The following is a 26,162-nucleotide window of genomic DNA, read 5'->3' as shown; positions in this document are numbered from 1 at the left end:
TGTTTGCGCTGGTAAAACTGCTGCGGTTCTGCTTATGACCCAACGTACTCGTAAACCCACGCTCAAAAGTCGGGTGGAAGCCCTTGAGGCTGAACGCCATCAAACTCAACGTGCTCTCGATGCGCTCTATCGTATTGGGCTTGCTTGCCGTGGGCAACAGGATTCGTTCGAGTTGTTGCGTACTATCTACCAAGAATTGCAGACAGTTTGGCAATTTGATGCCTGTTTTATCGCCCTTTCCGACCAATATGACGATAGCGCTTATCGCATCGCCATGTTGGTTGATGAAGGGGTGATTGAGTTTAGCGAACACGACCCGATTGGCCCGCTGACTGGCTATTTGATTCGCCAACGCCAGCCGTTGTTGTTTCGCGATCTGACGATTGAGCGCGAATCGATTGGCCTGCCCCGACTGTTGCAATTTGGCAGCGATAAGCTATCGCGCGGCTGGATGGGCGTGCCCTTGGTGATTGGTACCTCGGCGCTGGGCGTGATTTCGCTGCAAAGCTATACGGTTGGTGCATTCGACGAAGCTGATCTTGATCTGCTGACGAGGATTGCTAACTCAATGGCGGTGGCGCTGGAAAATGCCCTGCTTTCGCATCGCCAAGCTGAATTAACTGGCTCGTTAGAGCGCCAAATTGAGCTGCGTAACGCCGATTTATTCGTGATTAGCGATATTGCGGCGATGCTAACCCAGCAACTGCCATTAACTGAGATGTTTGGGTTGGCGCTCGATTTTATGCTGGAATTAATGCATCTCGATGCTGGCGTGGTCTGTTCGCTCAACGCCAACGAATTACAGCCAATTGTGCAGCGTGGTTTGCCCAATGGCAGCTTGCCCGAATCGTTTGTGGCGCTGGATTCGATTTTCGGAATTGCAATTAGCAGCAATAACGCAATTGTCGATCATCAGAGCCAATCTAAATATTGGCAAATGGCGCAACTCAATCATCTTGCGACGACGCTCGCCATCCCATTGCGCCGCCATGAAACCGTGATTGGCGTGCTTTTGGTTGGCCAAACTGAGCAACGGGATTTTAAAACTGAAGAAGTTGAGTTGCTGCAAGTGGTCAGCAATCAATTGGCTTTGGCCTTGGAGCATGGCAATATTCTGGCGCAGCAACGCCGCCAAATTGCCGAATTAGAGGCGCTGAGCGCAATTAGCGCCGCCACGGTACGCGCGCTCAATCTCTCGACCTTGCTGCATCAATTAAATGATGCGATTCGCTCGTTTTTGCCAGTCGATGTGTTTTATATGGCGATTTATGATCCCGAACGCCAATTATTGACTGATAGCATTGCGATTGAGGACGATAACGAAGCGACCTATCTGAGCGAAGAGGCGATGCCGCGTAAAGGCTCGTTTACCGATTGGGTGCTGAGCAAATGCGAACCATTGTTTTTGCGCCATGTTTCGCGGGATATTCGCCATTATCCGACGATTATTCGGCGCACGATCAAAGGCTCGCCGTCGGAAAGCTGGCTGGGCGTGCCAATGCTCGATGCCAATCGTCGGCCTTTGGGCGTGATTGCAATTCAAAATTATCAACCCTATGCTTTCAGCGACCGCGACCGCTTTTTTCTGCAATCGGTAGCCAGCCAAGTCAGTTTGCATGTGCTGAATGTGCAGCTCTATCAGCAGCGCGAACGCCAATTGGCCGAACTCAACGCCTTGCAACGAATCAGCAGTTTGCTTGGCTCGACGCTGGAAATTGAGGCAATGCTGCGGGCGATCGATGCAGTATTAACTGAGTTTTTGCATATCGATGGCTTTTTTGTGATGCTGAATCAGCCAAAAACTCACATGGTCGAGGCGGTCTATGCCTTGAATCGTGAGGGCGAGGGCGATTTTCGTTGGATGATTGGGCTGATTCCGCCAGAGCACACGCCAACCTGGGAAGTGTTGCATACCCGCAAGCCGCTGCGCTTTGGCGATATTTCGCAGGAAACCTCAACCGCTGTTACGCCTGAAGATAATAATGTGCGAATTTCCTCCGAGCGCACCAAGGCGTGGCTCGGCGTGCCGCTCAACGACCAAACCACGAATGTGATTGGCTTGATTGCGATCCAGAGTTTTCAGGCCAATGTGTTTAGCACCCGCGATGAGCAATTTATGGCGCAGCTTGGCCAACAGCTGACCTTGGCAATTCAAAATGCCCGCCTGTTTGCCCAACGCGAACGCCAATTAAACGAGCTGAATACACTTAAATTGGTTGGTGAATTGCTCAACCGCACCATGGATATTCACGAGATGTTCCGTGGGCTGAACCCATTATTGACTTCGTTTCTCAACATCGATGGCTTTTATATCTTATTAAATAATCCTAAAACCTATGTAATTGAAGATTTGTGTGTGGTTGAGCGTGGTGAGTTGCTTGATTATGGCTCGATGGTTGGTACATCGCTCCCGCCAAACACGCCAACCGCCTGGATTTTGCGCAATGCCAAAGCGCTACGCTTCAACAATACTGTTACCGATATTCCGCAACTCTACCCTGAATTGAAAACGGTACAGGTAAACAATGAGGTGGCCTTGTCGTGGCTTGGCACGCCATTGATTAACCATCGTGGCGAGGTCTTGGGTGCAATCACCACCCAATCGCTGACCGCTAGCCATTTTAGCGAGAGCGACGAGCAATTTATGTTGCAAGTGGCCCATCAATTGGGCTTGGCAATTCAAAATGCGCGTTCGTTTGCTCAACGCGAGCGCCAATTGGCTGAGCTTGATGCCCAACAACGAATCACGCAATTGGTCACCTCGACCCTCGATTTGTATGAAATGCTGCGTTCGTTGGATTTGGTGTTGCGCAGTTTCCTCAATGCCGATGCCTTCCAAGTGGTGATTGGCAGCGCCGATCGGGTTGAAACGGCGGTGGTGCTCGAAGAAGGCCACGAAGTTCAAACCGCAGTGATCGGTCATCCTTTGCCCGATGGCTCGCTAACGCGCTGGACGTATCTGCATGTTAAGCCGCTGCGCATGAACGATATTTATCGCGATTGGGCCTTGCATCCCGATTTGGTTGAGCCGCCGATTCCAACTAATTCTGGTTTTATGCACTCGTGGCTAAGCGTGCCGCTGATTGCTTCGGCCCAGCCTTTGGGCGTGCTAGCAGTGCGGGCAACGCGACCAGCGGCCTTTGGGCCAAGCGACGAGCAATTTCTGTTTAATGTTGGCCGCCAGCTGGCCTTGAGTGTGCGCAACGCCCGTTTGTATGCTGCTGAACAAACTGCCCACCGCACCGCCGAAACCATGCGCGAAATTGCCCGCGTGCTCAACACCACGTTCAATCCCGATGAAGTGCTCGATTTGATTTTGCGTGAATTACGCAAAGTTATTACCTTCGATTCGACTTCGGTGATGTTGCCATCGAATAATTTGCTACGGATTGTTGCGCGCCAAGCCCAAGATGAGCAATTGGCGGTTGAATGGCGCGAACTGACCTTCCCGCTTGATCTGACCAGTGGTGCTGGCCGGGTGATGTTGAGCGGTAAGCCGTTGGTGGTTCCCGATACGGTTAGCGATCCGCAATGGACGCGCTCGCCGATGCCCAGCGTCGTGCGCTCGTGGATTGGCGTGCCCTTGATTAGCAAAGGGGTTGTGTTGGGCGTGCTGAATATTAATTCGTTGCAGCCCAATGCTTTTACCCAAGGCGATACCGAATTAGCCATGACCTTTGCTAACCAAGCAGCAACTGCGCTTGAGCATGCGCGCTTGTATCAAGAATCGGTGACGCGGGTTGAGCAAGAATTAGAGATTGCGCGCCAAATTCAGAGCAACTTGTTTCCGCGGAGCTTGCCGGTGGCCCACGGTGTGGAGTTGGCAGCCGTCTGTTTGCCAGCCCGCGAAACTGGCGGCGATTTCTATGAGGTGACCGAGTTGCGCGATGGCCGTTGGGCCTTGATGGTCGGCGATGCTTCGGGCAAGAGCATTCCAGGCGCGATGTTGATGGCGGTGGCGCGTTCGATTGTGCGCTCGGAAGCGTGGGATCACGAAACGCCGCAAATCGTCATGCAAGAAACCAATCGCTGGGTCACGATGGATATTCCTCGCCATACCTTTGTGGCCTTGGCCTATGCGACCTTTGATATAGGCGATAAAAAGTTGGCGTTGGCGAATGCAGGCCAGCTTGATCCGATTATTCGGCGCGCGAATGGTGATTTGGTCTATGCAACCGCGCCCGGCCCGCACTTTCCCCTCGGCATTCTGGCCAACACGCCCTACGAAACCGCCAGCTATCAGCTTGAGCCAAACGATATGGTGTTGTTCTATACCGATGGCGTGGTTGAATCGAAGAATAACACAGGTGATATGTGGGGCTTTGAGCGCTTCGAGGCCTTGTTGCGCCAACACGAGCATAGCCTAACCAGCGCTGAATGGGTTGATTTGGTGATTAACGAAATCAACCAATTTATCGGCGATCATCCCCAACACGACGATATTACGCTGGTGGCGCTTAAAGTTGCTGGCGCTTAATTATGGTCGGGCATGGTGATTGTAAACGTCGTGCCTGATTCTGAATTACTGACCACTCCAATTGTCCCCTCGTGAGCTTCGACCGCCAATTTGCAGAAATACAAGCCTAAGCCGGTGCTACGTTGGCGAGCATATTGCTGCTCGCTTAGCGTCGTAAAACGATCAAACAGCGAGTCTTGCAAGGCCTCAGGAATGCCAGGCCCATTATCAATCACTTGGAAATTAATGGTTCCAGCTGTTTGATAGGCAATTAATTTAATTTCAGTCTGCATTGGCGTATGTTTGATTGCGTTTGAAAGCAGATTGCTCAACACCCGCCGCATCAAATCGCCATCGATTGTGGCGTAAAGCTCTGGCTCGGCCTGAATTGAAATAACTTTGGCTTCTTGTTCAGCCCACGAACGCAACTCGTTGGCCACATTATTCAAGAGCGGGGCGATTGGCACATGTTCGCGGTTGATGCTCATGTGGCCTTCTTGCAAGCGCGCTGTATCCAATAAATCGGAAACCAAGCCCACCAACGTGCGCGACGAGCGGCGTGCCCCCTCGACCAACTCGCGTTGGCTCTCAGGTAAGTTTTGGCGACGCAACAAATCAAGATAATTGATGATTACCGTCAGCGGATTTTTGAGATCGTGGACAACCATCTGATTCATTTGTTCGCGCAATTGCTCGCTGCGTTGCAATTGTTGGTGCTCGGTTTGCAAGGCGCTATATAAACGGCTATTGATAATGCCGTTGGCAAGGTGCGCCGCGACCGATTGCAACACGCCTTCGCTACGAGCATCAATCTGTTGATCAGCATTGAGTTGCAAGAACAAAATTCCAATCAACTGGGTGCGGTGTTGTAATGGAATCAAGTAGGCTTGTTGTTGATTGACTGCTAAGGGCTTGAGTGGGCCGGTAAGCGCGCTGATATAGGGTAAATCGGTAACGGTCAGCCATTCCATCGGGAAGGCGCTGAGCGGCAGGCTCAAGGCTTGGTGCGATGGCTCGCCTTTGATCAAATAATGTTGGGCTTGAATCTGCAAATGCTCTGCATCAAGCAAGCCAACTGCGGCCAAGGCTGGTTGCAGCATACTGGCCAAACTGGCAACCACGCGGCTGATCAAGGCATCGGCTTCTAATTCGAGCGTCACAGTATAACTAATATCGACCAAGGCTTGCAAGCGGCGGCTTTGCTCGCGATCTTGGGCTACCAAGCCGACTGCCTGCTGCAAAAGGTCGAGTTGATCTTCGGCCAAGGCAAATTGTTGGCTGAGTTCGCGACGCAAACTTGGGCTGGTGCTGCGGTCGCCTGCTTCAAAGGCGTTCAGCAATTGGCTCATGGCGTTCTGAAAGCCTGCTTGTTGGCGTTGGAGCGTGCTTTTGAGCAATAGGCCCTCGACGGCGCTGGTCAACGAGCCAGTGCGCTCCACGCCGCGAATCACGCCATAGGTAATGGTGCCAATTGCTGCTAGCAGCAGCACGTGATAGCTCCAAAACGATAATTGCCACAGCTCGCCATATAAGGCAGCCAAGGCAGTTTCGGCCAAGAGAATTGCCGCAATGATAAACGTTGCTAAGGGCAAGGTTGGGTTGGCTCGCCATTGCTTGCCATAAAACCAAGCTGTCCAGCCAAACAAGGCCACGGTAAGCCAAACGATAAACGGAAAAACGTTTGGCGCAAGGCTACGCATTTCGTTATGCAACGAATGGGGGCTAGCGACGGTGATTGGTTGGGGCGTGGTAACTGGCACAGGCTCTGGATTGGCGCTAAGCTGAGTTGGCTGGCTGGTTGGCGCGGGCGCAGTGGCAATGATGGTGCTCGGAATATAGGCCATCATCAAGAGCGCATACGCGATCCACAGCCCAAAGCCAAGCAGCATCCAGCGTTGCCACGAGCGAATTAGGCCTTCTGCAAGGCGTTGGCTCATGCTCAAGGCAAAAATAATCGAGGCCACGAAGAGCGCCAAGGGCGTTGACCATTGGGTTGCGACCGATGTATTGCTAAACATCACGCCAGGCGTGGCGATCGCATGCACCAAAAACATCAGCGACATGGCCAAAAAGCCTAGGCCAAGCATTAATGCCCGGCCATCGCGACGCACCAAGGCGGCCCGAATCATCAAGCCAATCATGACTAAACCGATTAGCAGGGCAATCGTGACAATCCAAAAATGGCCAGCTGGCGATTGTACCCGTAGATCGAGCGCAGGAAATAGGCGCAGGATAATCAATAAGGCTGGACCAAGCAGCAGCCCGATGATCAAGCTCCATGCAATGGTTGGTTTTGGCTTGCTTGCGTGCGCCATAAAAATACCTTGTCTAAAGTCGCTAGCTCATTATAGAGCCAAACCCGATAGAACGTACATTACAGTTGCATGATGATCGTTTAAATCACGCCTTTGGTTTAACGTTTAGGGGTGATTTTGACCAATTTAGGATTTTCTAATCTTCATTAAAATGCGTTAGCCTGCTGTTTATAGCTTGTGGATAAGCAAGTTTTGCACCGTTAGAATCTGCTAAATGGCCAACGATTGCAACTCGTTTTTTTGGGCCACTTTCCATAAAAATTACTAGATGTAGTGTTGACAGCTAAAAAGACATACTATATATTGGATTCAGAACCTTCTAGGATTTCAACGAAGCACCCTTTACAATTGAGCTTTACCCATGCGTTACATTGCGTAACGCATCTTTTTTTGAGTTTCTACAGTAAGCAAGAGTATTCATATTTTGCTTGCTGTTTTTTAATGGGAAGGCTCAATCGCTAGGTATTCATGGTTGCGAATTAATGCAGCCACTATTAATGGATTGCTCTGCGCCTCTGCGTTAAATGCACACGCACCCAATCGAAAAAATCTTGTAATTGCGCTTGTAATCGCCGATTGATTGCACGCTTAGTTTTTTGTTCTCATTTTTTGGATGTTTGAAAGGACTTGGTTATGACGGAACAGGTCACCTTGACCCCGCTCGATGACCGCCAAGTAGCGCCGCCAACCACGATTATCAAGCGTGATGGTCGTGAAGTGGCTTTTGATGTAGCCCGCATTGAACGAGCCTTAACTCGCTGTTTTGCTGGTTTAGGCCGTCAACCACATATCACCGTTGGCGAATTGGCCCAACGGGTGGTCAATATTTTGGCTGCTAAATATACCACTACCCCAACTGTCGAAGCTGTGCAAGATACGGTTGAGGTGATGTTGCAGGCTGCTGGCGAGTTTGATGCCGCCAAGAGCTATATTCTCTATCGCGCCGAGCATGCCAAAAAGCGTGAGCAACGACCTGTGCCTGAAGCGATTCGCCATGCCTTTGCCGAATCAGACCAATATTTTCCCTCGCCATTGCAAAAATTCCAATTCTTCGATAAATATTCGCGCTTCGATTACGATTTGGGCCGCCGCGAAACTTGGATCGAAACCGTCGATCGCTCGGTGAATTTCTTGCGCGAAATTTCCGATAATAAGCTTGATGATGCAACCTACAACCGCGTGCGCCAAGCGATTCTCGAAATGCGCGCTATGCCATCGATGCGTTTGTTGGCGATGGCTGGGCCTGCTGCTCGCCGCAACAATATTGCAATTTACAACTGCTCGTATTTGCCAGTCGATAGCATCGATTCATTTGTCGAAGCGTTGATTATTTCGATGAGCGGTTGTGGTGTTGGCTTCTCGGTCGAACACAAATACATCGAGCAATTCCCACGGGTCAAGCGCCAATCTGGCGCGCCTGCCACCCAATATGTCGTTGAAGATTCGGCTGAGGGCTGGGCCGACGCGCTGCGCTTTGGCTTGCAAACCTGGTTTGATGGCAATGATGTCAGTTTTGATCTTTCGCAATTGCGGCCTGCTGGCGCACCGTTGCGAATCAAAGGTGGCCGTGCTTCAGGGCCGGAGCCGTTCCGTCAAATGCTCGATTTTGCGCGCTCGCGGGTTTTGGCGCGCCAAGGCTCGTTTCTACGCTCAATCGATGCCCACGACATTATGTGCTCGGTTGGTAATGCAGCGGTCAGTGGTGGCGTGAGAAGGACAGCAATGATCAGTCTGTTCGATTATGATGATCACGATATGCTGACCGCCAAAGATGGTGATTTCGACCGCGAAAATAGCCAACGCTGGAACGCCAACAACTCAGCAGTTTGGCCAGCTCGTGGCTTGACCCAACTCGAAATTATTGAGCAAGTTTTGACAATGGTTAAATCTGGTCGCGGCGAACCGGGCATTTTCAATCGCCAAAGCGCGATCGATATGCGCCCAGCTCGTCGTAAGCCCGCCGAATATGGCACGAATCCATGTGGCGAAATTATTCTGCGGCCTTACCAGTTTTGTAATTTGACGGCAGCGGTTGCTCGCGCCGATGATACCTTTGAAACTCTGCGCGAAAAAGTCGAAGTTGCCACGATTATCGGTACGATCCAATCGATGGCGACTCACTTCCCAGGTTTGCGGCCTCAGTGGTCGGAAAACTGCCAAGAAGAACGCTTGCTCGGTGTGGACATCACCGGCCAAATGGATAGCAAAGTGGCGCAAGATCCGGAAGTGCAACGCCGTTTGCTGGAAATTGCAATTGAAGTCAATCGCGAGTATGCAGAAAAGCTGGGCATCAATCAATCGGTGTCGATTACCTGTGTTAAGCCAAGCGGCAACAGTAGCCAACTGCTGGATTGTGCTTCAGGTTTGCACTCACGCTGGGCACCATATTACATTCGCAACGTGCGGGTTAGCACTCACTCGCCAATTTACAAAGTGTTGCGCGATGCTGGTGTGCCGATGGACCCTGAAAATGGCCAAACCCGTGATGATGCAACAACTTGGGTTGTGCACTTCCCAGTCAAAGCGCCAGAAAATGCGATTACCCGCAACAGCCGTGGCGCAATTGAGCAATGTAACTATTGGTTGCAAAACAAACTCAATTGGACTGAGCACAATCCATCGGTGACGATTACCTATAAGCCCGATGAAGTGATGGAAGTGATGAAGTGGATTTGGGAAAATCGCGAGGTAATTGGTGGGATGGCCTTCTTGCCATCGTTTGATGCCAATTATGCCCAAATGCCATATGTGGAAATTGGCCGCGAAGAATACGAAAAACTCGCGGCAGAATTCCCGCCAATCGACTTCTCGAAAGTCTATCGCTACGAAGAAGAAGATTTGACCACGGCGGCGCAAGAATTGGCCTGTATGTCAGGTGCGTGCGAAATCGATTTCCTGTAAACTGAATATTCTACTGAATTGAATTTTTTGCGGGCTGAATGACTATGGGTTACAACTATAGCTTGTTCAGCCCGCAACTTTAGCTATGATGGTAAACGATCAAATTAACGAGGATTGACGAAATGAAAGCAAATGATTGTTATTTTTTCGTGGATGAATCTGGCGATCCGACTTTTTACGATAAACGCGGTAACTTAATTGTTGGTGAACAGGGATGTTCTAAAATATTGCTGCTTGGTTTCATCAAAACCGATGATCCAGCACGCTTGCGCAGCCATGTTCAACAATTTCAGCAGTTTGTTGTGAATAAGCCTGAATATCAACAGATTCCATCATTAGCTAAAACCAAGAAGGCACTGCATGCAAAGAATGATGTTGCTCAAATTCGTGATAGTTTTTTTGAAGAAATTGCGACGATGGAATTTAGTGCCCAATTTGTAGTTGCGCGGAAGGTAGAAAAAGTTTTTAGGAATAATTTTCAAGCCCAAGAAACGCAATTCTATCATCACCTTATTAGTGTCTTATTTCAGAATAATTTGCATTTGCATCATAAAAATCATATTTATTTTGCTCAGCGCGGTTCCAGTACCCGCCAAGAACCACTCAATAGTGCCATTAACGAAGCTGTTACAAGGTTTGAGCAAAAAAATAATCGAATTATGCAGAATCAACGCCAGATCTATGCCCAAACGCCTAGTGCTGAACCATGTCTCTCAATCATTGATTATATGAATTGGGCTGTGCAGCGTGCATTTATCTATCGTGAAATTCGTTATATTGATATGGTTCGTTCAAAAATTAGCCTCATTTTCGATTTATACGATACAAAAGCAAGAGAACGTGAAAAATTTTATGATCGAAAAAATAGTTTTGAGTTAAATAAAATTGCTCCATTATAGCTAGGCTCGTTTACCGAGCGCACGGCATGGAGCCGACTTTCGCATATAATGGAGCAATTTTTTTAGATACTGCGATCATAGCATGGCTACCCCTCGCTGTCAATGAAATGGGCTGAATATTCTACTACTAGAAACAATGAAGGTCGGGGTATCCCGACCTTCATTGTTTCTTAGTCTTTACCGCCGACTGAGAGAAGCATCAGCGGGCTAACTTGGAGCGCGTTCGCGATTTTCTCAAGGTTCTCGCGGTCGATGCGCTTCGATTCATCGTGCCACAGTTTGCGAACCGTTTCGGGGTTGACTTTGGCTGCGTCGGCTAGTGATGTGATGTTGAAACCCTTTTGTTGCGCCACTTCGCGTAGCACTACTCGAATCCGTTGCATAAAACATCCCTCCACGAGATAAAATACCAACACACACTGCGATTATACAACCGTTCTACTTGGCGCTATGCACATATCCTGATAGGACGAAGGTCGCCAATTTTGGCTATAATGCATCCCCATAAGTAGGGAAGCCATGTGGGATACGCGGCTGTTGCTTGCTTGCCCAACCACACAGGTTGGGTTGTATGTTGAGTAGGAATTTCATGATTGATATAAGTGATTTAATCGCCGCCGGAGCACACCTAGCGCAGGCTGGCGACCAAATACAATGGTCAGGTTGGGCCTATGACTCGCGTCTCGCCCGAACTGGTGATTTATTTATTGCGCTGCAAACAGCGCGGGCTGATGGCCATGGATTTATTCGCGATGCAATTGCCGCTGGTGCGAGCGGCGTGGTCTGTCAATATGCACCAAGCGTTGTTCCTGCATCAATCAGCGTCTTGACCTGTGACGATCCCTTAGCCTTGTTGCGGCGTTGGGCCAAAGCTCAGTTTGCCAAACATGCGCCGCGCACAGTGGCGATTACCGGCAGCGTGGGCAAAACTTCGACCAAACGGGCGATTGCCCAAGTTTTAGCGAGCCGTTACGCAGTGCTACGCAGCCCGCGCTCGTTCAATGCCGATTTAGGTTTGTCGGTAACGATGGCCGAGCTTGAGGCTCAGCAATGGGCAGTTTTGGAGTTTGGGGCCGATCATCCAGGCGAGATTCGCCAGCTCTGTCAGCTGTTTCCCCCCGAGATTGGCATTGTCACCAATGTTGGTTCGGCACATATTGGGGCCTTTGGCTCGCAAGCCGCGATTGCCCACGAAAAGGCCGCTATTATTCAACAGTTACCCGCCCACGGTTACGCAATCTTGAATGGCGATGATCCCCTTGTGGCTGCGATGGCTGAACAAACGCACGCTCGCCTTCTGCGGGTTGGGCAGAATGCAGCGTGTGAAATTCGTTGGAGCGATGTGACCAGCACCGTTCAGACAACCCATTTTACTATCCATATACCTGAACATGCCCCTGAACGCATTCAACTTTCAGCAAGTGGCGTGCCAAGTGTGCAGGCAGCGGCGTTTGCGCTTGCAGTTGGCTATGTTGCGGGCTTGAGTTTGGCCGAGATGCAAGCCGCCTTGGCCGATTTAGCGCCAGCTCATGGCCGTTTCAACCCAGTGGCGGGGCGCAATGGCGCAACAATTATTGACGACACGTTTAATGCAGCCCCTGAATCGGTCTATGCTGCGCTGCAAACCCTTGGCTCGTTGCCAGCCCGCCGCCGGATTGCAATTCTGGGCGATATGGCTGAATTGGGCGTTGCCAGTCCTCATTTTCATCAACAAGTGGGCCAAATCGCTGCCGCGCATGTTGATCTGTTAATTACCAAAGGCGATCAAGCTGCGCTCGCGGCCAATCGGGCACGTGAACTAAGCTTAACCAACGGTTATCAAATTAACACCATTAGCGTGCATAGTGCGGCGGCAGCGCTTGCCGCAGTGCCAAGCGATCTTGGTGCAGGCGATTTGGTTTTGGTCAAGGGTGCTGCTGAAGCTCGTATGGAACATGTAGTGGCTGGATTATTGTCCGCAGCAAGCGATCCTCGCCAAGTCTTAGTGCGGCAAGAACATGTCTGGCGCAATGTGCGGATTGGCATGCCTGATCGGCCAACAACCGTGCGAATTGATCTTGATGCCTTGGCCGCGAACGTGCAAGCAATTCGGAAAGCTGCTGGTGTGCCGCTGATGGCAGTGCTTAAAGCCGATGCCTACGGACATGGTGCAATTCGTTCGGCGCGCACGGTGCTGTTGCATGGCGCAAGCGAATTGGCAGTGGCAACTTTGGGCGAAGCCTTGCATTTGCGCCAAGCAGATATTGCTGCGCCGATTTTGATTTTGGGCTATACGCCAGCCTGGCAAATGCGCGAAGTGTTGCTTAATCGGATTAGCGTGGCCCTGTTTGATCGCCATGTTGCTCAATCGTTGCACGAGCAAGCCCTAGCCTTGGGGATCAAAGCCCAAGTTCATATCAAAATTGATACTGGCATGGCGCGGCTTGGTTTGGCGATCGAGCACGCTGTACATTTTATCGAATGGCTAAATGGCTTGGCGGGCATTGAAGTTGTGGGTATTTTTACCCATTTTGCCAATGCCGATGAAGCTGATGCCAGCTTTTTTGAATTGCAACAACAGCGCTTTCAGCATGTGCTTGATCAATTAACTGAGCGCGGATTACGCCCGCCAGTAGTGCACGCCGCCAATAGTGCCGCAGCGATGGTTCGTCCTAGTGCACGCTACGATATGGTGCGGGCAGGCATTGGCTTGTATGGCATCGACCCAAGCAGCGATGTGCGTTTGGGCTTACAACCAGTTTTGGAGTTTCAGACCGAAGTCGCTCAAGTGCGCCAATTGGCGGCTGGCAGCCCAATCTCTTATGGTTGCACCTTCGTTACCAAGCGCCCCTCGCAGATTGCGACGATTCCGGTGGGCTATGCCGATGGCTTTCGGCGTGCGCCTCAGCCATGGCGCGAAGTGCTGATTCATGGCCAACGAGCGCCAGTCGTTGGTCGGGTTTGTATGGATTACGCTATGATCGATGTAACTGAGCTTGATCATGTGCAACGTGGCGATCAGGTGGTGCTGATTGGTCAACAGGGTGCTGATCGGATTCGCGCCGAAGAAGTGGCTGAGTGGTTGGGCACAAATGCCTATGAAGTGGTTTCGGCGATCTTGCCGCGCGTGCCGCGTGAGCCAGTTGAGCATTTTGCTGAGCGCTAAATGAGGGGTCAGGGATCGAGGGCTAGGAGTTGATAAACACGAAGGACACGAAGAGCACGAAGATAAGGCTATGGGCTATTGGTTCATTAGATTGGCAACCAAGGACATACCCTCACCCCCGCCCCTCGCCCATTGAACGAGGGCGAGGGGCGCAGCGGTCTTTACCAACGTAGTGCGACAGAACCACGGGATTAAAGCCCCTCGCCCGCCACGTGGGAGAGGGGCGGGGGTGAGGGGATCAGGCGGCGGTTAACCTTCAGTATTTAGGCTTCTTGGTGCGCGGTTTGAGCTGATAGAGGCTTGATTGGACGATAATGGATTAATAATGCCCACAGGATAATATTTGAGATAAAGCCGAAGCTCAGGAAGATTGGCGTAGGCGCTTGGTCAAGCAAAAAGCGCCAAAAGCGTTCAATTACTAATGGTAGGAGGCTCATAAGTAAACCTAGCCAAAGCCATTGGCGTTGCTCGGCAACTAGACTTCGAGCATGATTAATCAGCCAACAGATGGGGATAACTAATAAAAAGAGATAATGATTATGAACGACCGGAAAAAATAAGAGCGTTAAGCTAATAATCAGGCCCAGGTCAAAACACAGCAGATCGGCATTTGAATCACCGCGCCAGCGTGCGAGCAAATATTTAATTGATGGGATTGCAATCACGCTTCCAAGCATAACTGCGACGATTGGCGCAAGCAATGGAGCATTGATTAATGGCTTAAGCGTTAAATATACAACCTGATTGTGATATTGATAAATATAGTTGTGTTCTTGGAAGAGTCGTTTGCTAAATGGCCAGATCGATTGATCAATAATATTTGATAAATGCCGCAAGTTTGGCATAATCTCGCTAAAGAAGATGATGGTATTTGACCAGCCTCCTCCAAGCCATATTCCAAGCCCGATTGCGGCTACAATTCCCGCAATGACTCCTATAATTGCCCGATAGCGTCGATGGATGATAAAAATCAAACCAAATGCAAGCGGGTAAATTTTAATAACCCCAGCAATTCCAATTAAGCTGCCCGCTAAAATATCGGCCCATGCTGAGGCTGATGGTCGCCGCAATAACAATAAACAACCAAGCACTAAGCCCAATAAAATCAGATTTACTTGGCCTAAAATCAAGGTTTCGTATAAGGGTGGCAGTAAAATAATAAATCCCAATAATAGATATGCTTGGCCGCGGGAAAGCTTGATTAAGCGCAGCAACCAACGCCAACCTACAATTAACAGCCCAAGATTAATCCATAACCACAGCGTTTGAGCTGGTCTGACTGCAAAGGTTGCAAGTGGTCGAAGCAACGCTGCAAAAAAAGGTGGGTAAATATAGGGCGAATATGGTAATCCATCTATCCGTGGCTCAATGGCTGGGTATAACTCGCGATACAGTGGTTCATGATGGTTAAGTACGTAAGCACCCATATAGTAGCAGGTAAAATCATATTGGTGCACACTGTTGATAAAGGCAGGGAAGGCAGTTAATAAACCTAAAACGGCTAAGCAGAATGTGCCGATCCCAAGTAGCATCACGATTAGCGATACCCGAGTACCCATGGTTTTAAGCAGGTTGCGTGTTATTAGCATTACTTTCTCCATCACCACACATAACAATCAACTTGAATAAACGTAAAAATGGCATTCAAAAGAGACCTACTAATCAATTAGAAGATCTATCTGGCTGGGACGCGAGCAGTAATGACTATGGATGATTTAATATAGGTAGTTAATAATATGTGTCTATTTAATCGCCGATATTATCACATATGTGGTTAGTTCAGTCTAGTACTTTGGCGCTATTTTCGACGATTTGACATGCGCTGCTGGCAAGGGCATTACGCGCTTGGGAGGGTCGATTAACACAGCAAACCCGAAACATCCAAAACATTAAAGCCTTTGGATGCTTCGGGTTCGGCGAGATTTCGATTGGCATACTGAACGCAGATGAATGCGAGAGCATCAGGCTTCAGCTTTAATCCCGTAATTCTGCGCCTCTGCGTTAAAAATAGATTTTATGTTCTATGCTCTTTGTTCTATGTTCTGGCTTTCATCCCTCATCCTTCATCCTTTTGCTTAGGCTTCGATTGGCAAGTAGCGTGTGGCTTGGTTGGTGTTGAATGAGGCACTTTCGCGTTCGTACAAGCCACTGACTACCGCCGAATTCATGACGCTATGCACCAGTGGCCGTACCCGATCATGCTTGATGATCAAGCGTGGGTTGGCCGTACGCAGCGCCATCGTAATGTCATAGGCTGTAAACATTTGGCCTGCGGTGATCCATGTGCCAATTTGCTCGGCAATCAATAAACTTAATTGTTGATCATCGACCGCGTGCCAATCGTCGTCATCGTTGCCCATCGCCACAGGCTGGTTTGGGGGCGAGGCAACCCTCCGTTGACGGCTACGACGTGGCGTTGGTGGGCTGGTTGGCGTAGCATCATGGGGGAAAACGCGATAGGCGCGATGCAACGAAACCGCCACAATCAAAACAGGCTGGGGGTTGGCTAATTGGGGCGGATTGCCACCAACCACATCATACACATTGCGCACGCCAATCACCATGCCACGGCGTACCCGACCCATATTTTGGGTTGATGGGCTGCTGCCTGGGCCTTTTGATTGTTTGCTGACAATAATTTCAAATTCAACCCAATCACCGAGTTGCATATAAGCCTCCAAAAATTAATAAGCTAGCGATCGAAAAGCACCAAATAGCGCAAACTTTGTTGGGCTGATTGATAGACAATAAATTCATCGTATTGCAATTTGCCGCCCCAAGCAGTGGTATGTTGGGCCTTGCCCCAAACCGAATCAAAACCCTTAGGCGCTGCTCGAAAATCGCTTTGGGCAGTTGGCGCAACGAAAGGCTTGCCCACCGCCACATCAGCCAAAAAGAGAAACAGCGGGCGATTGCGCCGCCGCACCGAGCAATAATTGGTTGATTTGGTGGCTTTATTGGCAAAATAAATCCCGTGGCCAAACATGCGGCCATTCGATGGCGTGCGTGGGCAAACCAAGCCACTGCGCAAGATGTGGCGCACATTTTGACCCGCTGTGCCGTGGAAGAGCAATTGGGTATTGCTGCGGCCAAGCTGATTTTGCTCAAAGTTACGGCGTTCGGCTCCAATATTGAGCGTAAAAATGCTGTTGACCCGCACTTTGTAGCCATGGACGCTGGTGCGATCCACGTAATCGCAAATTTGGCGATAGCGATCATCGTTTTGGGCCAGTAGATCAAGCTCAGCACCCAAGGTTTCGTAGCGTGAAACCTGCGGATTACGCTGTTGGGCGGTCATGGTGGCAATCGCTGCTTCTAATTGATGCAAGCGCGTTTCTTGCTCGTCGAAGTCGTTGCAAAAATTCTCGATCACGGTTTCGCGCTTAATCTTGCTGGGCAATTTGGTTGGCACGGTGTTATAAAAATGTTGAACTGTGCTGCTAAGCAAGGCCAAATTGGCTGGCGTTTGGCTTTGTTGCCATGTGCTATGTTGCAATTGGGCGAGGCTGAGCAACTTGCGACCATGTTCAATTTGCTCAGCAGAAATTGCATCGAGGCCAACTGCCAAGTACGAAGCAATGCCCTCACCAGCCTCATCGAAAATATAATCAATCACCTTGCGAATTGGCTCGGCCAAGGTCACAACCGGCTCTGGTGCTGCTGCCACAACGCTTGGGCGGTGTAAGGCCACCTCGTGATAGCCTTTTTTGACCTTTTCGCGAATTTTGCGCTCGATCCATTCGCGGTTCGTAACTTTCTCATCCACTTGGGCGGCGGAGCCAACGCGGCCATAGGTGGCGCGAAAAAAAACATCATTCGCTGCAAGCTGCCAGATTTCAACCAGATAGTATTTGTTATTGTTGCCATCTAGGTTGGTCAGCTGGAATTTACGGCGCTGGGTTGGTTCGCCTTGGGGAGCACCGATTGCAGTACCCACAATTGCACCTCGCATATACTCAAACCATCGTCTAACGCTCAAACCTGTGCATTGTGCCACTTGGTTTTGCTGGCCTTACTTTAGCAAGCTGCTGTGTCAAACAAAGTCACAGTTTTATGTTTGCGGCCAGCAATAAAAAAACCCTTGCTCAATTCAAGCAAGGGTTCAACGCTATTTGATTTTGGGCTGCGGTTTAGCCGCCAGCGCCGCCGCCACCAAAGATGCCGCCTTCGGTCATAGCTCGCACATCGAGCAAGGTGTCGGCTTCTTCTGCGCTTAGGTAGCCTTTTTCAACCACCACTTCGCGGATGGTGCGATTGGTGGCCATGGCTTCTTTGGCCACTTCAGCACCTTTGAGATAGCCAATCGTTGGGTTGAGTGCCGTCACCAAAATGGCGTTCTTGGCCAGCCAGCCAGTGGCTTTTTCTTCGTTGGCTTGAATGCCCAAGACACACTTTTCGGTAAAGGCTTTAACTGCGCCGATCAGCACATCCATCATTTGGAAGATGTTATAGCCGATGATTGGCATCATCACGTTGAGTTCCAATTGGCCAGCTTGGGCAGCCAAGGTCACAGCGTGATCATTGCCCATCACATGGAAACAGGCTTGGTTGAGCATTTCGGCCAACACTGGGTTGACCTTACCAGGCATAATCGATGAACCTGGCTGCACCGCTGGCAAGCGAATTTCATCCAAGCCCGTAGCTGGGCCAGAGGCCAACAAGCGTAGGTCGTTGGCAATCCGAATCAGGCTGACACACAAGGCGCGCATTGAGCCTGAGAAATCAGCTTGGTCGCCCATGCTTTGCATACGTTCAAACAAATCGTCTGAGGTTTGCAATTCAATGCCGGTCAGGCCAATCAATTTGGTGACCATGCGTGCGTGATACTCTGGGTGAGCGTTCAAGCCCGAACCAGTGGCCGTACCGCCGATGCCGAGTTCGCGCAAGCGATCGCCAGCAACTTGGATGCGTTTGGCATCAAGGCGCACAGCTTTGGCATAGGCATTGAATTCTTGGCCCAAGCGCACTGGCACTGCATCTTGCAAGTGGGTGCGGCCCGATTTAACCACGTGGTCGAATTCTTGGCCTTTGGCGGCCAAAACATCGGCCAAGCCCAAAACCGTATTGACCAACTCATCTAAGCGCCACAATGCACCCAAACGCAAGGCAGTTGGGATGGTGTCATTGGTGCTTTGCGCCATATTAACGTGATCGTTGGGGTTGACTGGTTTTTTGGGATCGTCGATGGCGAAGCCCAAAATTTGGTTGGCCCGATTTGAGATCACTTCGTTGATATTCATGTTGTGCGATGTGCCAGCGCCAGCTTGGAATGGGTCTACCACAAAGTGATCGTTCAATTTGCCAGCGATCACTTCATCTGCTGCTTGCACAATCGCTGCGGCCATTTTGGCATCGAGCAAACCCAAATCTTGGTGGACAAGGGCGGCAGCTTTTTTGATTGTCGCCATTGACCAAATGAAAGCAGGATACTGTTTCAGGCCGCTGATTGGGAAATTCTGCACTGCTCGTTGAGTCTGTGCTCCATACAATGCCCACGCTGGCACCTGTACCTCACCGAGCGAATCTTTCTCCACACGAAACTCAGCCGACATAAAACCTCCACGTGAAAGGTCGAATCAATAGTGTGCCTATTATACGCGATGCTTTTCACAATGCTGGTCGCTAGTTGCCAAGTAAAAGTGGCGGGTTTAACCACATAGCTGTTGGGGATCAGGGAGCGAGTTTTAATCCACGAAGGACACGAAGGGCACGAAGGATGGGAACCGCGAAGCACGCGAAGATCGCGAAGCACATTTTTCGCCACAGATTGCCCAGATTATTTTTCTGTTCGCTCACAGCCGATAGCAATTCATTCTCTGCGTTAACATTTTGATCCACGAAGGACACGAAGGACACGAAGGATGGGAACCGCGAAGCACGCGAAGATCGCGAAGGACGATTTTTTAATAGTCCATCGCCTAATCCCCAATCCCCGACCCCCGATCCCTAACCTCTATGCTCTATGTGTAATGGTTCATCACGTTAACCACTGCCTGATCCCCTCACCCCAACCCCTCTCCCGTGCGCGAGCGAGGGGCTTTAATCGTGCGGTTCTGTCGCGATGCGTGATATAAAACGACGGCTCCCCCTCGCCCGCGTTCAGTGGGAGAGGGGGTTGGGGGGTGAGGGAACATGATTGCCAATCCAATGTATCAATACATCTATGCTCTATCTCATCGTTGCTCTATACCAACTTTTATGCTATACTGCGGCGGCCTTTCTGCTCCGTAGGCTTGCGGCCACCAAACCCAACGCCAAAACGGGGCAAACCCGAAGGAAGGAGTCTTCGAGTGGTTCCATGCGAACCCTCCCCGCACCCTTGGGTGCTTGTTGCCTTGGCAACACCTTGACTCCATGCATATAACTCAATTGGATATTGGCGGCCCCGTGCCATGAAACGGTGGCATTTAATGTTTCATGTAGGTGAAAACATCGTGCGTGCATACGAAATGATGACCGTCCTGCGCCCTGATTTGGGTGGCGAGGAAGAACTCAACACGACCATCGAGACCATCCAAAGCTACATCAAAGCCCAAGGCGGCGAAGTAGCCAGCACCGAACAAGGCGCTCCTTGGGGCCGTCGCAAATTGGCTTACCCAATCGACGACTACACCGAAGGCTTTTACTTCTTGACCCACTTCACCTTGAACGCTGATCGCGTGACCGAAGTGGAACGCCACTTGAAATTGGCTCCACAAATCTTGCGCTATTTGTTGATCCGCGACGAAACCAAGCGCTAAAACCAACGGGGAGGAAACCGTGGCGAAAGATTTAAATAAAGTGATGATTATTGGTCGCTTGGGCAAAGATCCTGAAATGCGCTTTACGCCCCAAGGAACACCCGTGACCAACTTCACTGTCGCCGCTGGTCGTCAGTGGAAAGACCCCAATGGCGAGACCCGCGATGAAACCGAATGGTTTTCGGTCGTGGTCTGGAACAAATTGGCCGAGATCTGTAATCAGTATCTGACCAAAGGCAGCCGCGTCTATATCGAGGGTCGGCTGCAAACCCGCTCGTGGGATGACGATAGCGGCCAAAAGCGCTTTCGCACCGAAGTGGTTGCTAGCGATATGATCATCCTTGATCGCAGCGACCAGCAACAGGGCCAAGGCCAAGCGCGCAGCGGTGGCTACCAAGCTGGCGGTAATGCCCGCCCGCCACGCGATAACTCCGCCAATGATTATAATCGTGGCGGTACCTATGGCGGTGGCTACACCAACGAGCCAGATATCGGCGATGACGATATCCCATTCTAATTTGAAATTCACTTACTAGAGCATACAAGGAGCCGTTCGCATGTCAGATCAACGCCGTAAGTCGGCAGGTCGCCGCAAATACACACCACGTCGCAAAGTGTGTGTCTTCACGGCTGAAGGTATTGTGCCAGATTACAAAGATATCAAACGCTTGCAACGCATGGTCTCCGATCGTGGCAAGATTTTGCCCCGCCGCCGCACTGGCACATGTGCTAAATATCAACGCAAATTGAATGTTGCAATCAAACGCGCCCGTCACTTAGCGCTGTTGCCATTCGTTTCAGAAAATACCCGCGGTTAATTCTGCGTCGTTGGTTAACGAAGCTCAGGCACAGTCGCGAGATCCGCGCTGTGCCTGCTTTACTTTAGATTACCCCCCATTGGAGTAGGCAAGGATTATGGCAAAGAACGATAACGTGCAGCCCGCAAAGCCCATGACCAAACGGCAACGAGCGCGCTGGGATCAAGAACGTAAGCAAAGCTCACAGGTATTGCTAATTGCCGCAGCCGCAGTTGGCTTGGCTGTGTTGTTAATTGGGATTGGCTTGGTCATCCAAAAGGTGATTGTGCCCAACAAAACCGTGGCGAGCGTCGCTGGGGTTGAAGTTAGCAACGCTGAATATCAACAATATCGCCAAATTATGCAAGCCCAACAAGCAGTTAACTTGGCGCAGCAAATTCAGCAATATGCCCAATATCAATTGCAAGGCACCGAGCAGTTTGCAACTGATGTGACCAATTATATTGCTGGCTTGAAAGATAAAAATGCCCCGCTTGATTATGCTGTACTCGATCAGTTAATCAACGATAAGGTGCTTGAAAACAGTGCTACCGCTGAAGGTATCACCGTAAGCGACGAAGAATTGCAACAAAGTTTGGCTGCCAAGTTTGCACCCGCCAACGAAGTGATGAACCCAGTTGCCCCAGTTACCTCAACGAATGGCTTGACTGATACCGCTTCGTTGACCCCAACCCAAACGCCAACTCCAACCTTGAGCGAAGCAAGCGCGCGGGTTGACTCAGCCATTACGACCTACTTTGGCACGTTGCGCGAATTTATTGAAGAAACTTCAAGCTATGGCTTGGCTACCTTGCCATTTGATCGCGCTGCTTTCAAAGATTTTGTGTTGCATCAAGAACGCTTGCAATTGCTCCGCAAAAAGCTAGGCGAAAAGTTGGTAACCGAAGATCAGGCAACCAAGGAAATTTATGCTGATGCCCAGCAAATTTTCGTAACCGCCAATATCACCGATCCAACCGACCCCTTGACCGTGACCAAGTGGGCGCAAGCCAAAACTAAAATCGATGATGTTGCTGCTCAATTAACCAGCGCTGAGGTCTTTACCGATGTGCAGGTGTTGAATACTACCGATAATGCAACCGATAACCCAACTACTGGTATGCAACCATTGACCCAATATGCAGCCTTGGGGATCACCGAGCCAATTTCAACCCAAGAAGTTGGGGTGATTGGTGAGCCATACCAATCAGCTCAAGGGTGGCACATTGTGTTGGTACATCAACGCGAATTGCGCCCAAGCCAAAGCGATTTGGCAACCAAGCGTGATGAAGCGGTGACGAAGTGGGTCGAGGAGAAACGAGCTACATCGAATGTGCAGCAGTTCCCAGAACCAACCGCAACCACCGTTCCACCAACAATTGAGCCAATTCCAACCACAATTCCGCAACCAACGACCGATCCGGCGGCAACGGCAACGCCAGCAAGCGAAGCTACGCCAACTACCGATTCGGCTGCGCCAACGGCAACCCCTGCCAGCGCAACGACCTCAACTCCTGTCGTAACGCCAACACCATAAGCAAAAACAGGTAGAATAGTGGCGGGTCAATGCCGACCCGCCACTTGTTGTTTAATCTGAGGAGTTCCCATGAATCGATGGTGGGCCAAACGAACTTTGCGGGTCTGGGTTGCGCTAGTTATTACGCTGCTGGTAATTGCGGCAACAATTTGGGCAACCACGCAACTACTCGCCGATATCAGCGGTGCTGCAACGTCATGGCGCATCGATTTAACAACCTTTGCTTGGTTTGCGAGTGCAGTTTCGGGCTTTTTAATTAGCTTAATTATGCTCTATCGGGTTGGTAGCGCTTTAACCTTGCATTATCGGGTCGACCGCAATGCCTTAACGATTCACTGGCTTGGCAATACCGCCGTTGTGCCGATGAACTTGATTACGGCGGTTGAGCCAAGTGTTAGTGTGCAACAAAAGCCTGGCCTTTTGACTCGTTTTGCCTATACAACCGGGGTTGGTCAAGCTGCCGATGAGCAGGTGTTGAATTTCTTCAGCACTCAGCCCGCTGCCCAAGCCCTGCTCTTGCGCACAACTGGCGGCAGCTATGTGATTACCCCAGCCCAACGCGAGAGCTTTATCCAAGAGCTTGAAAGTCGGCTCAACTTGGGGGTTGTGCAGGTTCAAAGCGAAGGTGTGGTGCGCTCAAGTCGCATCGCCTACGATTTTTGGCTGAATAACGCAGTCCGCTGGACATTAGTTGTTGGGCTGTTGCTCAATTTTGCGGTTTGGGGCTTAATTGCATGGCGCTATAACCAATTGCCTTTAGAAGTGCCAATTCGCATCGACGCAACTGGCGCGGTGAGCGGGGTTGAGGCTCGCGAACAATTATTGGCCTTGCCACTCGTCGGCTTGTTGGCATGGCTGATCAATGCGGGATTTGGTGCGTTGGTCTATCGTTCTTCACGCGCTGGAGCATTTGCTTTATTGATTGGCAGCGCGGTAATTCAACTCTTTTTGGGGGTTGCAGTGTGGGTGGTAGTGCGCGGCTAGCTGCTTTAACCAGCCGCGCAGTGCTTTGAATGATTAAAGTTTGCCGCGCGAGCGACCTTTAACTTTGCGTTTGCCCGAATCTTCTGCCGCAACTGGCGCTGCGCCACGTGGTTTGTGGCTCACGCTTTCCAGCAAGGCCGTGTTATCGATCAGGGCCAATGTTTGGCGCATTTGGGTAAGTTGGTCGCGCAACAAGGCCGCTTTTTCAAATTCTAGGTCTTTGGCAGCTTGTTTCATCTGCTTTTCCAGCTCGCTGATCAGTTTGAACAGCTCTTCTTTGGTCATGCTATCGGGATTTTCGCTGGTTTTGTATTCGGCTGATTTTTCAGCAACCTTCTTCATGCCTTGGGTCAAATCGCGTACCGCTTTGACAATCCCTTTTGGCTCGATGCCATGTTGTTGATTGTAGCGCTCTTGAATTTGGCGACGGCGGCGGGTTTCACTAATTGCATAATCCATCGCTGGCGTAATATTATCGGCGTACATCAGCACTGTGCCATCGATGTGACGGGCTGCCCGCCCAATAATTTGTACCAACGATGATTCTGAGCGCAAAAAGCCAGCTTTATCTGCATCAAGAATCGCCACCAAAGAAACCTCGGGCAAGTCCAAACCTTCGCGCAGCAGGTTGATGCCAACCAACACATCGTACACACCCAAGCGCAAATCACGCAGAATATCGATCCGCTCAATTGTATCTACATCGGAGTGCAAATATTGGGTGCGCACGCCCATTTCTTTGAGATAATCGGTCAGATCTTCGGCCATGCGCTTGGTCAGGGTTGTTACCAACACCCGCGAGCCAGTATCAACCCGCTGTTTGATCTCACCAAGCAAATCATCGATTTGGCCACGGGTGCGGCGCACTTCAACCATCGGATCAAGCAAGCCAGTTGGCCGAATAATTTGCTCAACCACTTGTTCATGATGTTGATATTCATACACGCCAGGCGTAGCTGAAACATAAATTGCTTGATGCACATGCTTGGAAAATTCATCAAACATCAATGGACGATTATCGAGTGCCGAGGGCAAGCGAAAGCCGAAATCGACCAAGGTTTGCTTGCGCGAACGGTCGCCATTGAACATACCGCGAATTTGTGGCACCGAAATGTGCGATTCGTCGACGACCAAGAGAAAGTCGTCGGGAAAGTAATCAAGCAATGTCCACGGGGTTTGACCTTCGCCGCGTCGATCCATATGCCGGCTGTAGTTTTCAATCCCCGAGCAATAGCCCAATTCTTCCATAATTTCCAAATCGTAGAGCGTGCGTTGCTTGAGCCGCGCAGCTTCAAGAATTTTGCCTTCGCCTTCGAGATGCGCAACTTGATGTTCTAGCTCAAGCCGAATATCATTCAAGGCGGCCTGCATTTTTTCTGCATTGGGAATAAAGTGCTTGGCCGGAAAAACTTCGATTTGCTCTTTTTGGGTCAAAATCTCGCCAGTTAATGGATCAACCTCGACCATGCGCTCAATTTCATCGCCCCACATTTCAATTCGAAAGGCGGTTTCTGCATTGGCTGGGAAGATTTCGAGCGTATCGCCACGCACGCGGAAGGTGCCACGGTGAAAATCAATATCGTTGCGCTCAAATTGCAGATCGATCAGCGTGCGCAGCACTTTATCGCGGTTACGAACCTCGCCTCGTTTGAGCTTTAATGCGACTTGGCCGTAATCGGTTGGTGAGCCAAGCCCATAGATTGCCGAAACTGAAGCGACGATAATGACATCGGTGCGGGTAAACAGCGCTTGGGTTGCTTCGTGGCGCAAGCGATCAATTTCTTCGTTGATTTGGGCTTCTTTTTCAATATATAAATCCTTCGATGGCACGTAGGCTTCGGGAGTGTAGGCATCGTAGTACGAAACGAAGTAGCCGACGGCATTATCAGGAAAAAATTCTTTAAACTCTGCATACAATTGAGCGGCAAGGGTTTTGTTGTGGGCCATTACCAAGGTAGGCCGTTGAACCTGTTCGATGACCCGTGCAATTGTATGGGTTTTGCCAGTCCCTGTTGCCCCCAAGAGTGTTTGGTGGACAAGCCCGCTGTTCAAGCCATTGACTAATTGGGCGATGGCTTGTGGTTGATCGCCACGCGGTTCGTAGGGTGCATGGACTTTTAATGGTGGCATACGACCTCCTAAATCACATCGTTAATTATACTGCGCTTCCTGCTATTTATGGTCGTTCTTGCGACTGATTATCGAACAATTGTGTTATTATAACGATTTTTTAGCATTGATCGAGTATATCGGGATTGGCGTTTTTTGGCTTTGTCAATGATTTATTGATACGTTTGATTCGCCACCCTTCCGTCCCTTCGCTGGAGGGAAACGCCGGGGGTTTTCATCCCCCAGCACCCCCAAATATTTGTTTTGTAGATTGTTTCT

The 26,162-nt window shown here is 50.3% G+C and carries 16 protein-coding genes; 9 read left to right on the top strand and 7 right to left on the bottom strand.

All coding sequences use genetic code 11. The features are described 5' to 3' along the window. Nucleotides 1-34 precede the first annotated feature (34 nt). Nucleotides 35-4,477: a GAF domain-containing protein gene (locus tag ACFMKP_RS13045; RefSeq protein ID WP_382292420.1), complete on the top strand. Its 4,443-nt coding sequence runs from the start codon at nt 35-37 to the stop codon at nt 4,475-4,477. Here the strand turns inward: ACFMKP_RS13045 and ACFMKP_RS13040 are convergent. Then, complete coding sequence (locus tag ACFMKP_RS13040) at nt 4,474-6,771, bottom strand: ATP-binding protein (protein ID WP_382292419.1); 2,298 nt, start codon at nt 6,769-6,771, stop codon at nt 4,474-4,476. The genes ACFMKP_RS13045 and ACFMKP_RS13040 overlap by 4 nt on opposite strands. Nucleotides 6,772-7,404: 633 nt before the next feature. Between ACFMKP_RS13040 and ACFMKP_RS13035 the strand changes: the two genes are divergently transcribed. Together ACFMKP_RS13035 and ACFMKP_RS13030 are read left to right on the top strand one after the other, a co-directional pair. Then, entirely contained in the window at nt 7,405-9,672 is a 2,268-nt protein-coding gene (locus tag ACFMKP_RS13035; protein WP_382292418.1) for an ATP cone domain-containing protein, read from the top strand. Nucleotides 9,673-9,794: 122 nt separating this feature from the next. Next, on the top strand, nt 9,795-10,571 hold the full coding sequence (locus tag ACFMKP_RS13030; protein ID WP_382292417.1) for a DUF3800 domain-containing protein: 777 nt from the start codon (nt 9,795-9,797) through the stop codon (nt 10,569-10,571). Between the two features lie 170 nt (nt 10,572-10,741). On the opposite strand, the gene ACFMKP_RS13025 is transcribed toward ACFMKP_RS13030, so the two are convergent. Then, complete coding sequence (locus ACFMKP_RS13025) at nt 10,742-10,954, bottom strand: helix-turn-helix transcriptional regulator (RefSeq protein WP_110515608.1); 213 nt, start codon at nt 10,952-10,954, stop codon at nt 10,742-10,744. Between the two features lie 206 nt (nt 10,955-11,160). On the opposite strand from ACFMKP_RS13025, the gene alr reads away from it, so the two are divergent. Next, entirely contained in the window at nt 11,161-13,716 is a 2,556-nt protein-coding gene (gene alr / locus ACFMKP_RS13020) for an alanine racemase (protein ID WP_382292416.1), read from the top strand. Between the two features lie 263 nt (nt 13,717-13,979). On the opposite strand, the gene ACFMKP_RS13015 is transcribed toward alr, so the two are convergent. The 4 genes from ACFMKP_RS13015 to ACFMKP_RS13000 all read right to left on the bottom strand — a co-directional run bounded on the left by ACFMKP_RS13015 (nt 13,980) and on the right by ACFMKP_RS13000 (nt 19,268). After that, a complete protein-coding gene (locus tag ACFMKP_RS13015; protein WP_382292415.1) occupies nt 13,980-15,305 on the bottom strand; it encodes a glycosyltransferase family 87 protein in 1,326 nt (441 codons plus the stop codon). A gap of 486 nt (nt 15,306-15,791) precedes the next feature. Further along, on the bottom strand, nt 15,792-16,385 hold the full coding sequence (locus tag ACFMKP_RS13010; protein ID WP_110514857.1) for a hypothetical protein: 594 nt from the start codon (nt 16,383-16,385) through the stop codon (nt 15,792-15,794). Nucleotides 16,386-16,408: 23 nt separating this feature from the next. Further along, on the bottom strand, nt 16,409-17,653 hold the full coding sequence (locus ACFMKP_RS13005; protein ID WP_382292414.1) for a WGR domain-containing protein: 1,245 nt from the start codon (nt 17,651-17,653) through the stop codon (nt 16,409-16,411). 193 nt (nt 17,654-17,846) lie between these two features. Beyond that, nucleotides 17,847-19,268 carry an aspartate ammonia-lyase gene (locus ACFMKP_RS13000; protein WP_382292413.1) on the bottom strand — a complete coding sequence of 474 codons (1,422 nt, stop codon included), beginning with the start codon at nt 19,266-19,268 and terminating at the stop codon, nt 17,847-17,849. 882 nt (nt 19,269-20,150) lie between these two features. Here ACFMKP_RS13000 and rpsF point away from each other — a divergent pair. The 5 genes from rpsF (at nt 20,151) to ACFMKP_RS12975 (ending at nt 23,774) form a co-directional block, all read left to right on the top strand. Next, the gene (rpsF, locus tag ACFMKP_RS12995) at nt 20,151-20,456 is read left to right on the top strand and encodes a 30S ribosomal protein S6 (RefSeq protein WP_164689323.1); all 306 of its coding nucleotides are present in this window, start codon (nt 20,151-20,153) and stop codon (nt 20,454-20,456) included. Nucleotides 20,457-20,475: 19 nt separating this feature from the next. Then, nucleotides 20,476-20,973: a single-stranded DNA-binding protein gene (locus tag ACFMKP_RS12990; protein WP_382292412.1), complete on the top strand. Its 498-nt coding sequence runs from the start codon at nt 20,476-20,478 to the stop codon at nt 20,971-20,973. A gap of 40 nt (nt 20,974-21,013) precedes the next feature. After that, nucleotides 21,014-21,274 (top strand): 30S ribosomal protein S18, encoded by a 261-nt coding sequence (gene rpsR, locus ACFMKP_RS12985; protein WP_012192483.1) that lies wholly within the window; start codon nt 21,014-21,016, stop codon nt 21,272-21,274. Between the two features lie 97 nt (nt 21,275-21,371). Further along, nucleotides 21,372-22,790 (top strand): SurA N-terminal domain-containing protein, encoded by a 1,419-nt coding sequence (locus ACFMKP_RS12980; RefSeq protein WP_382292411.1) that lies wholly within the window; start codon nt 21,372-21,374, stop codon nt 22,788-22,790. A 69-nt stretch (nt 22,791-22,859) separates the two neighbouring features. Next, nucleotides 22,860-23,774: a PH domain-containing protein gene (locus tag ACFMKP_RS12975; protein WP_382292410.1), complete on the top strand. Its 915-nt coding sequence runs from the start codon at nt 22,860-22,862 to the stop codon at nt 23,772-23,774. A gap of 33 nt (nt 23,775-23,807) precedes the next feature. Here ACFMKP_RS12975 and uvrB read toward each other — a convergent pair whose 3' ends face one another. Further along, nucleotides 23,808-25,904: an excinuclease ABC subunit UvrB gene (gene uvrB / locus ACFMKP_RS12970; RefSeq protein WP_382292409.1), complete on the bottom strand. Its 2,097-nt coding sequence runs from the start codon at nt 25,902-25,904 to the stop codon at nt 23,808-23,810. Between the last annotated feature and the right edge of the window lie 258 nt (nt 25,905-26,162).

The organism is Herpetosiphon sp. NSE202 (genome assembly GCF_042688385.1).
In the GTDB taxonomy this organism is placed as follows: domain Bacteria; phylum Chloroflexota; class Chloroflexia; order Chloroflexales; family Herpetosiphonaceae; genus Herpetosiphon.
The sequence above is the reverse complement of the archived record's forward strand: the minus strand, read 5'-3'. Positions and strand labels throughout refer to the sequence as shown.

What these genes read in the sequence shown, in the direction of transcription:
- ACFMKP_RS13015 (WP_382292415.1), bottom strand. Translation starts at nt 15,305, where the DNA reads ATGCTAATAACACGCAACCTGCTTAAAACCATGGGTACTCGGGTATCG.
- ACFMKP_RS13010 (WP_110514857.1), bottom strand. Translation starts at nt 16,385, where the DNA reads ATGCAACTCGGTGATTGGGTTGAATTTGAAATTATTGTCAGCAAACAA.
- ACFMKP_RS13040 (WP_382292419.1), bottom strand. Translation starts at nt 6,771, where the DNA reads ATGGCGCACGCAAGCAAGCCAAAACCAACCATTGCATGGAGCTTGATC.
- ACFMKP_RS13025 (WP_110515608.1), bottom strand. Translation starts at nt 10,954, where the DNA reads ATGCAACGGATTCGAGTAGTGCTACGCGAAGTGGCGCAACAAAAGGGT.
- ACFMKP_RS13030 (WP_382292417.1), top strand. Translation starts at nt 9,795, where the DNA reads ATGAAAGCAAATGATTGTTATTTTTTCGTGGATGAATCTGGCGATCCG.
- ACFMKP_RS12975 (WP_382292410.1), top strand. Translation starts at nt 22,860, where the DNA reads ATGAATCGATGGTGGGCCAAACGAACTTTGCGGGTCTGGGTTGCGCTA.
- rpsR (WP_012192483.1), top strand. Translation starts at nt 21,014, where the DNA reads ATGTCAGATCAACGCCGTAAGTCGGCAGGTCGCCGCAAATACACACCA.
- ACFMKP_RS12980 (WP_382292411.1), top strand. Translation starts at nt 21,372, where the DNA reads ATGGCAAAGAACGATAACGTGCAGCCCGCAAAGCCCATGACCAAACGG.
- uvrB (WP_382292409.1), bottom strand. Translation starts at nt 25,904, where the DNA reads ATGCCACCATTAAAAGTCCATGCACCCTACGAACCGCGTGGCGATCAA.
- alr (WP_382292416.1), top strand. Translation starts at nt 11,161, where the DNA reads ATGATTGATATAAGTGATTTAATCGCCGCCGGAGCACACCTAGCGCAG.
- ACFMKP_RS13045 (WP_382292420.1), top strand. Translation starts at nt 35, where the DNA reads ATGACCCAACGTACTCGTAAACCCACGCTCAAAAGTCGGGTGGAAGCC.
- ACFMKP_RS13000 (WP_382292413.1), bottom strand. Translation starts at nt 19,268, where the DNA reads ATGTCGGCTGAGTTTCGTGTGGAGAAAGATTCGCTCGGTGAGGTACAG.
- ACFMKP_RS13035 (WP_382292418.1), top strand. Translation starts at nt 7,405, where the DNA reads ATGACGGAACAGGTCACCTTGACCCCGCTCGATGACCGCCAAGTAGCG.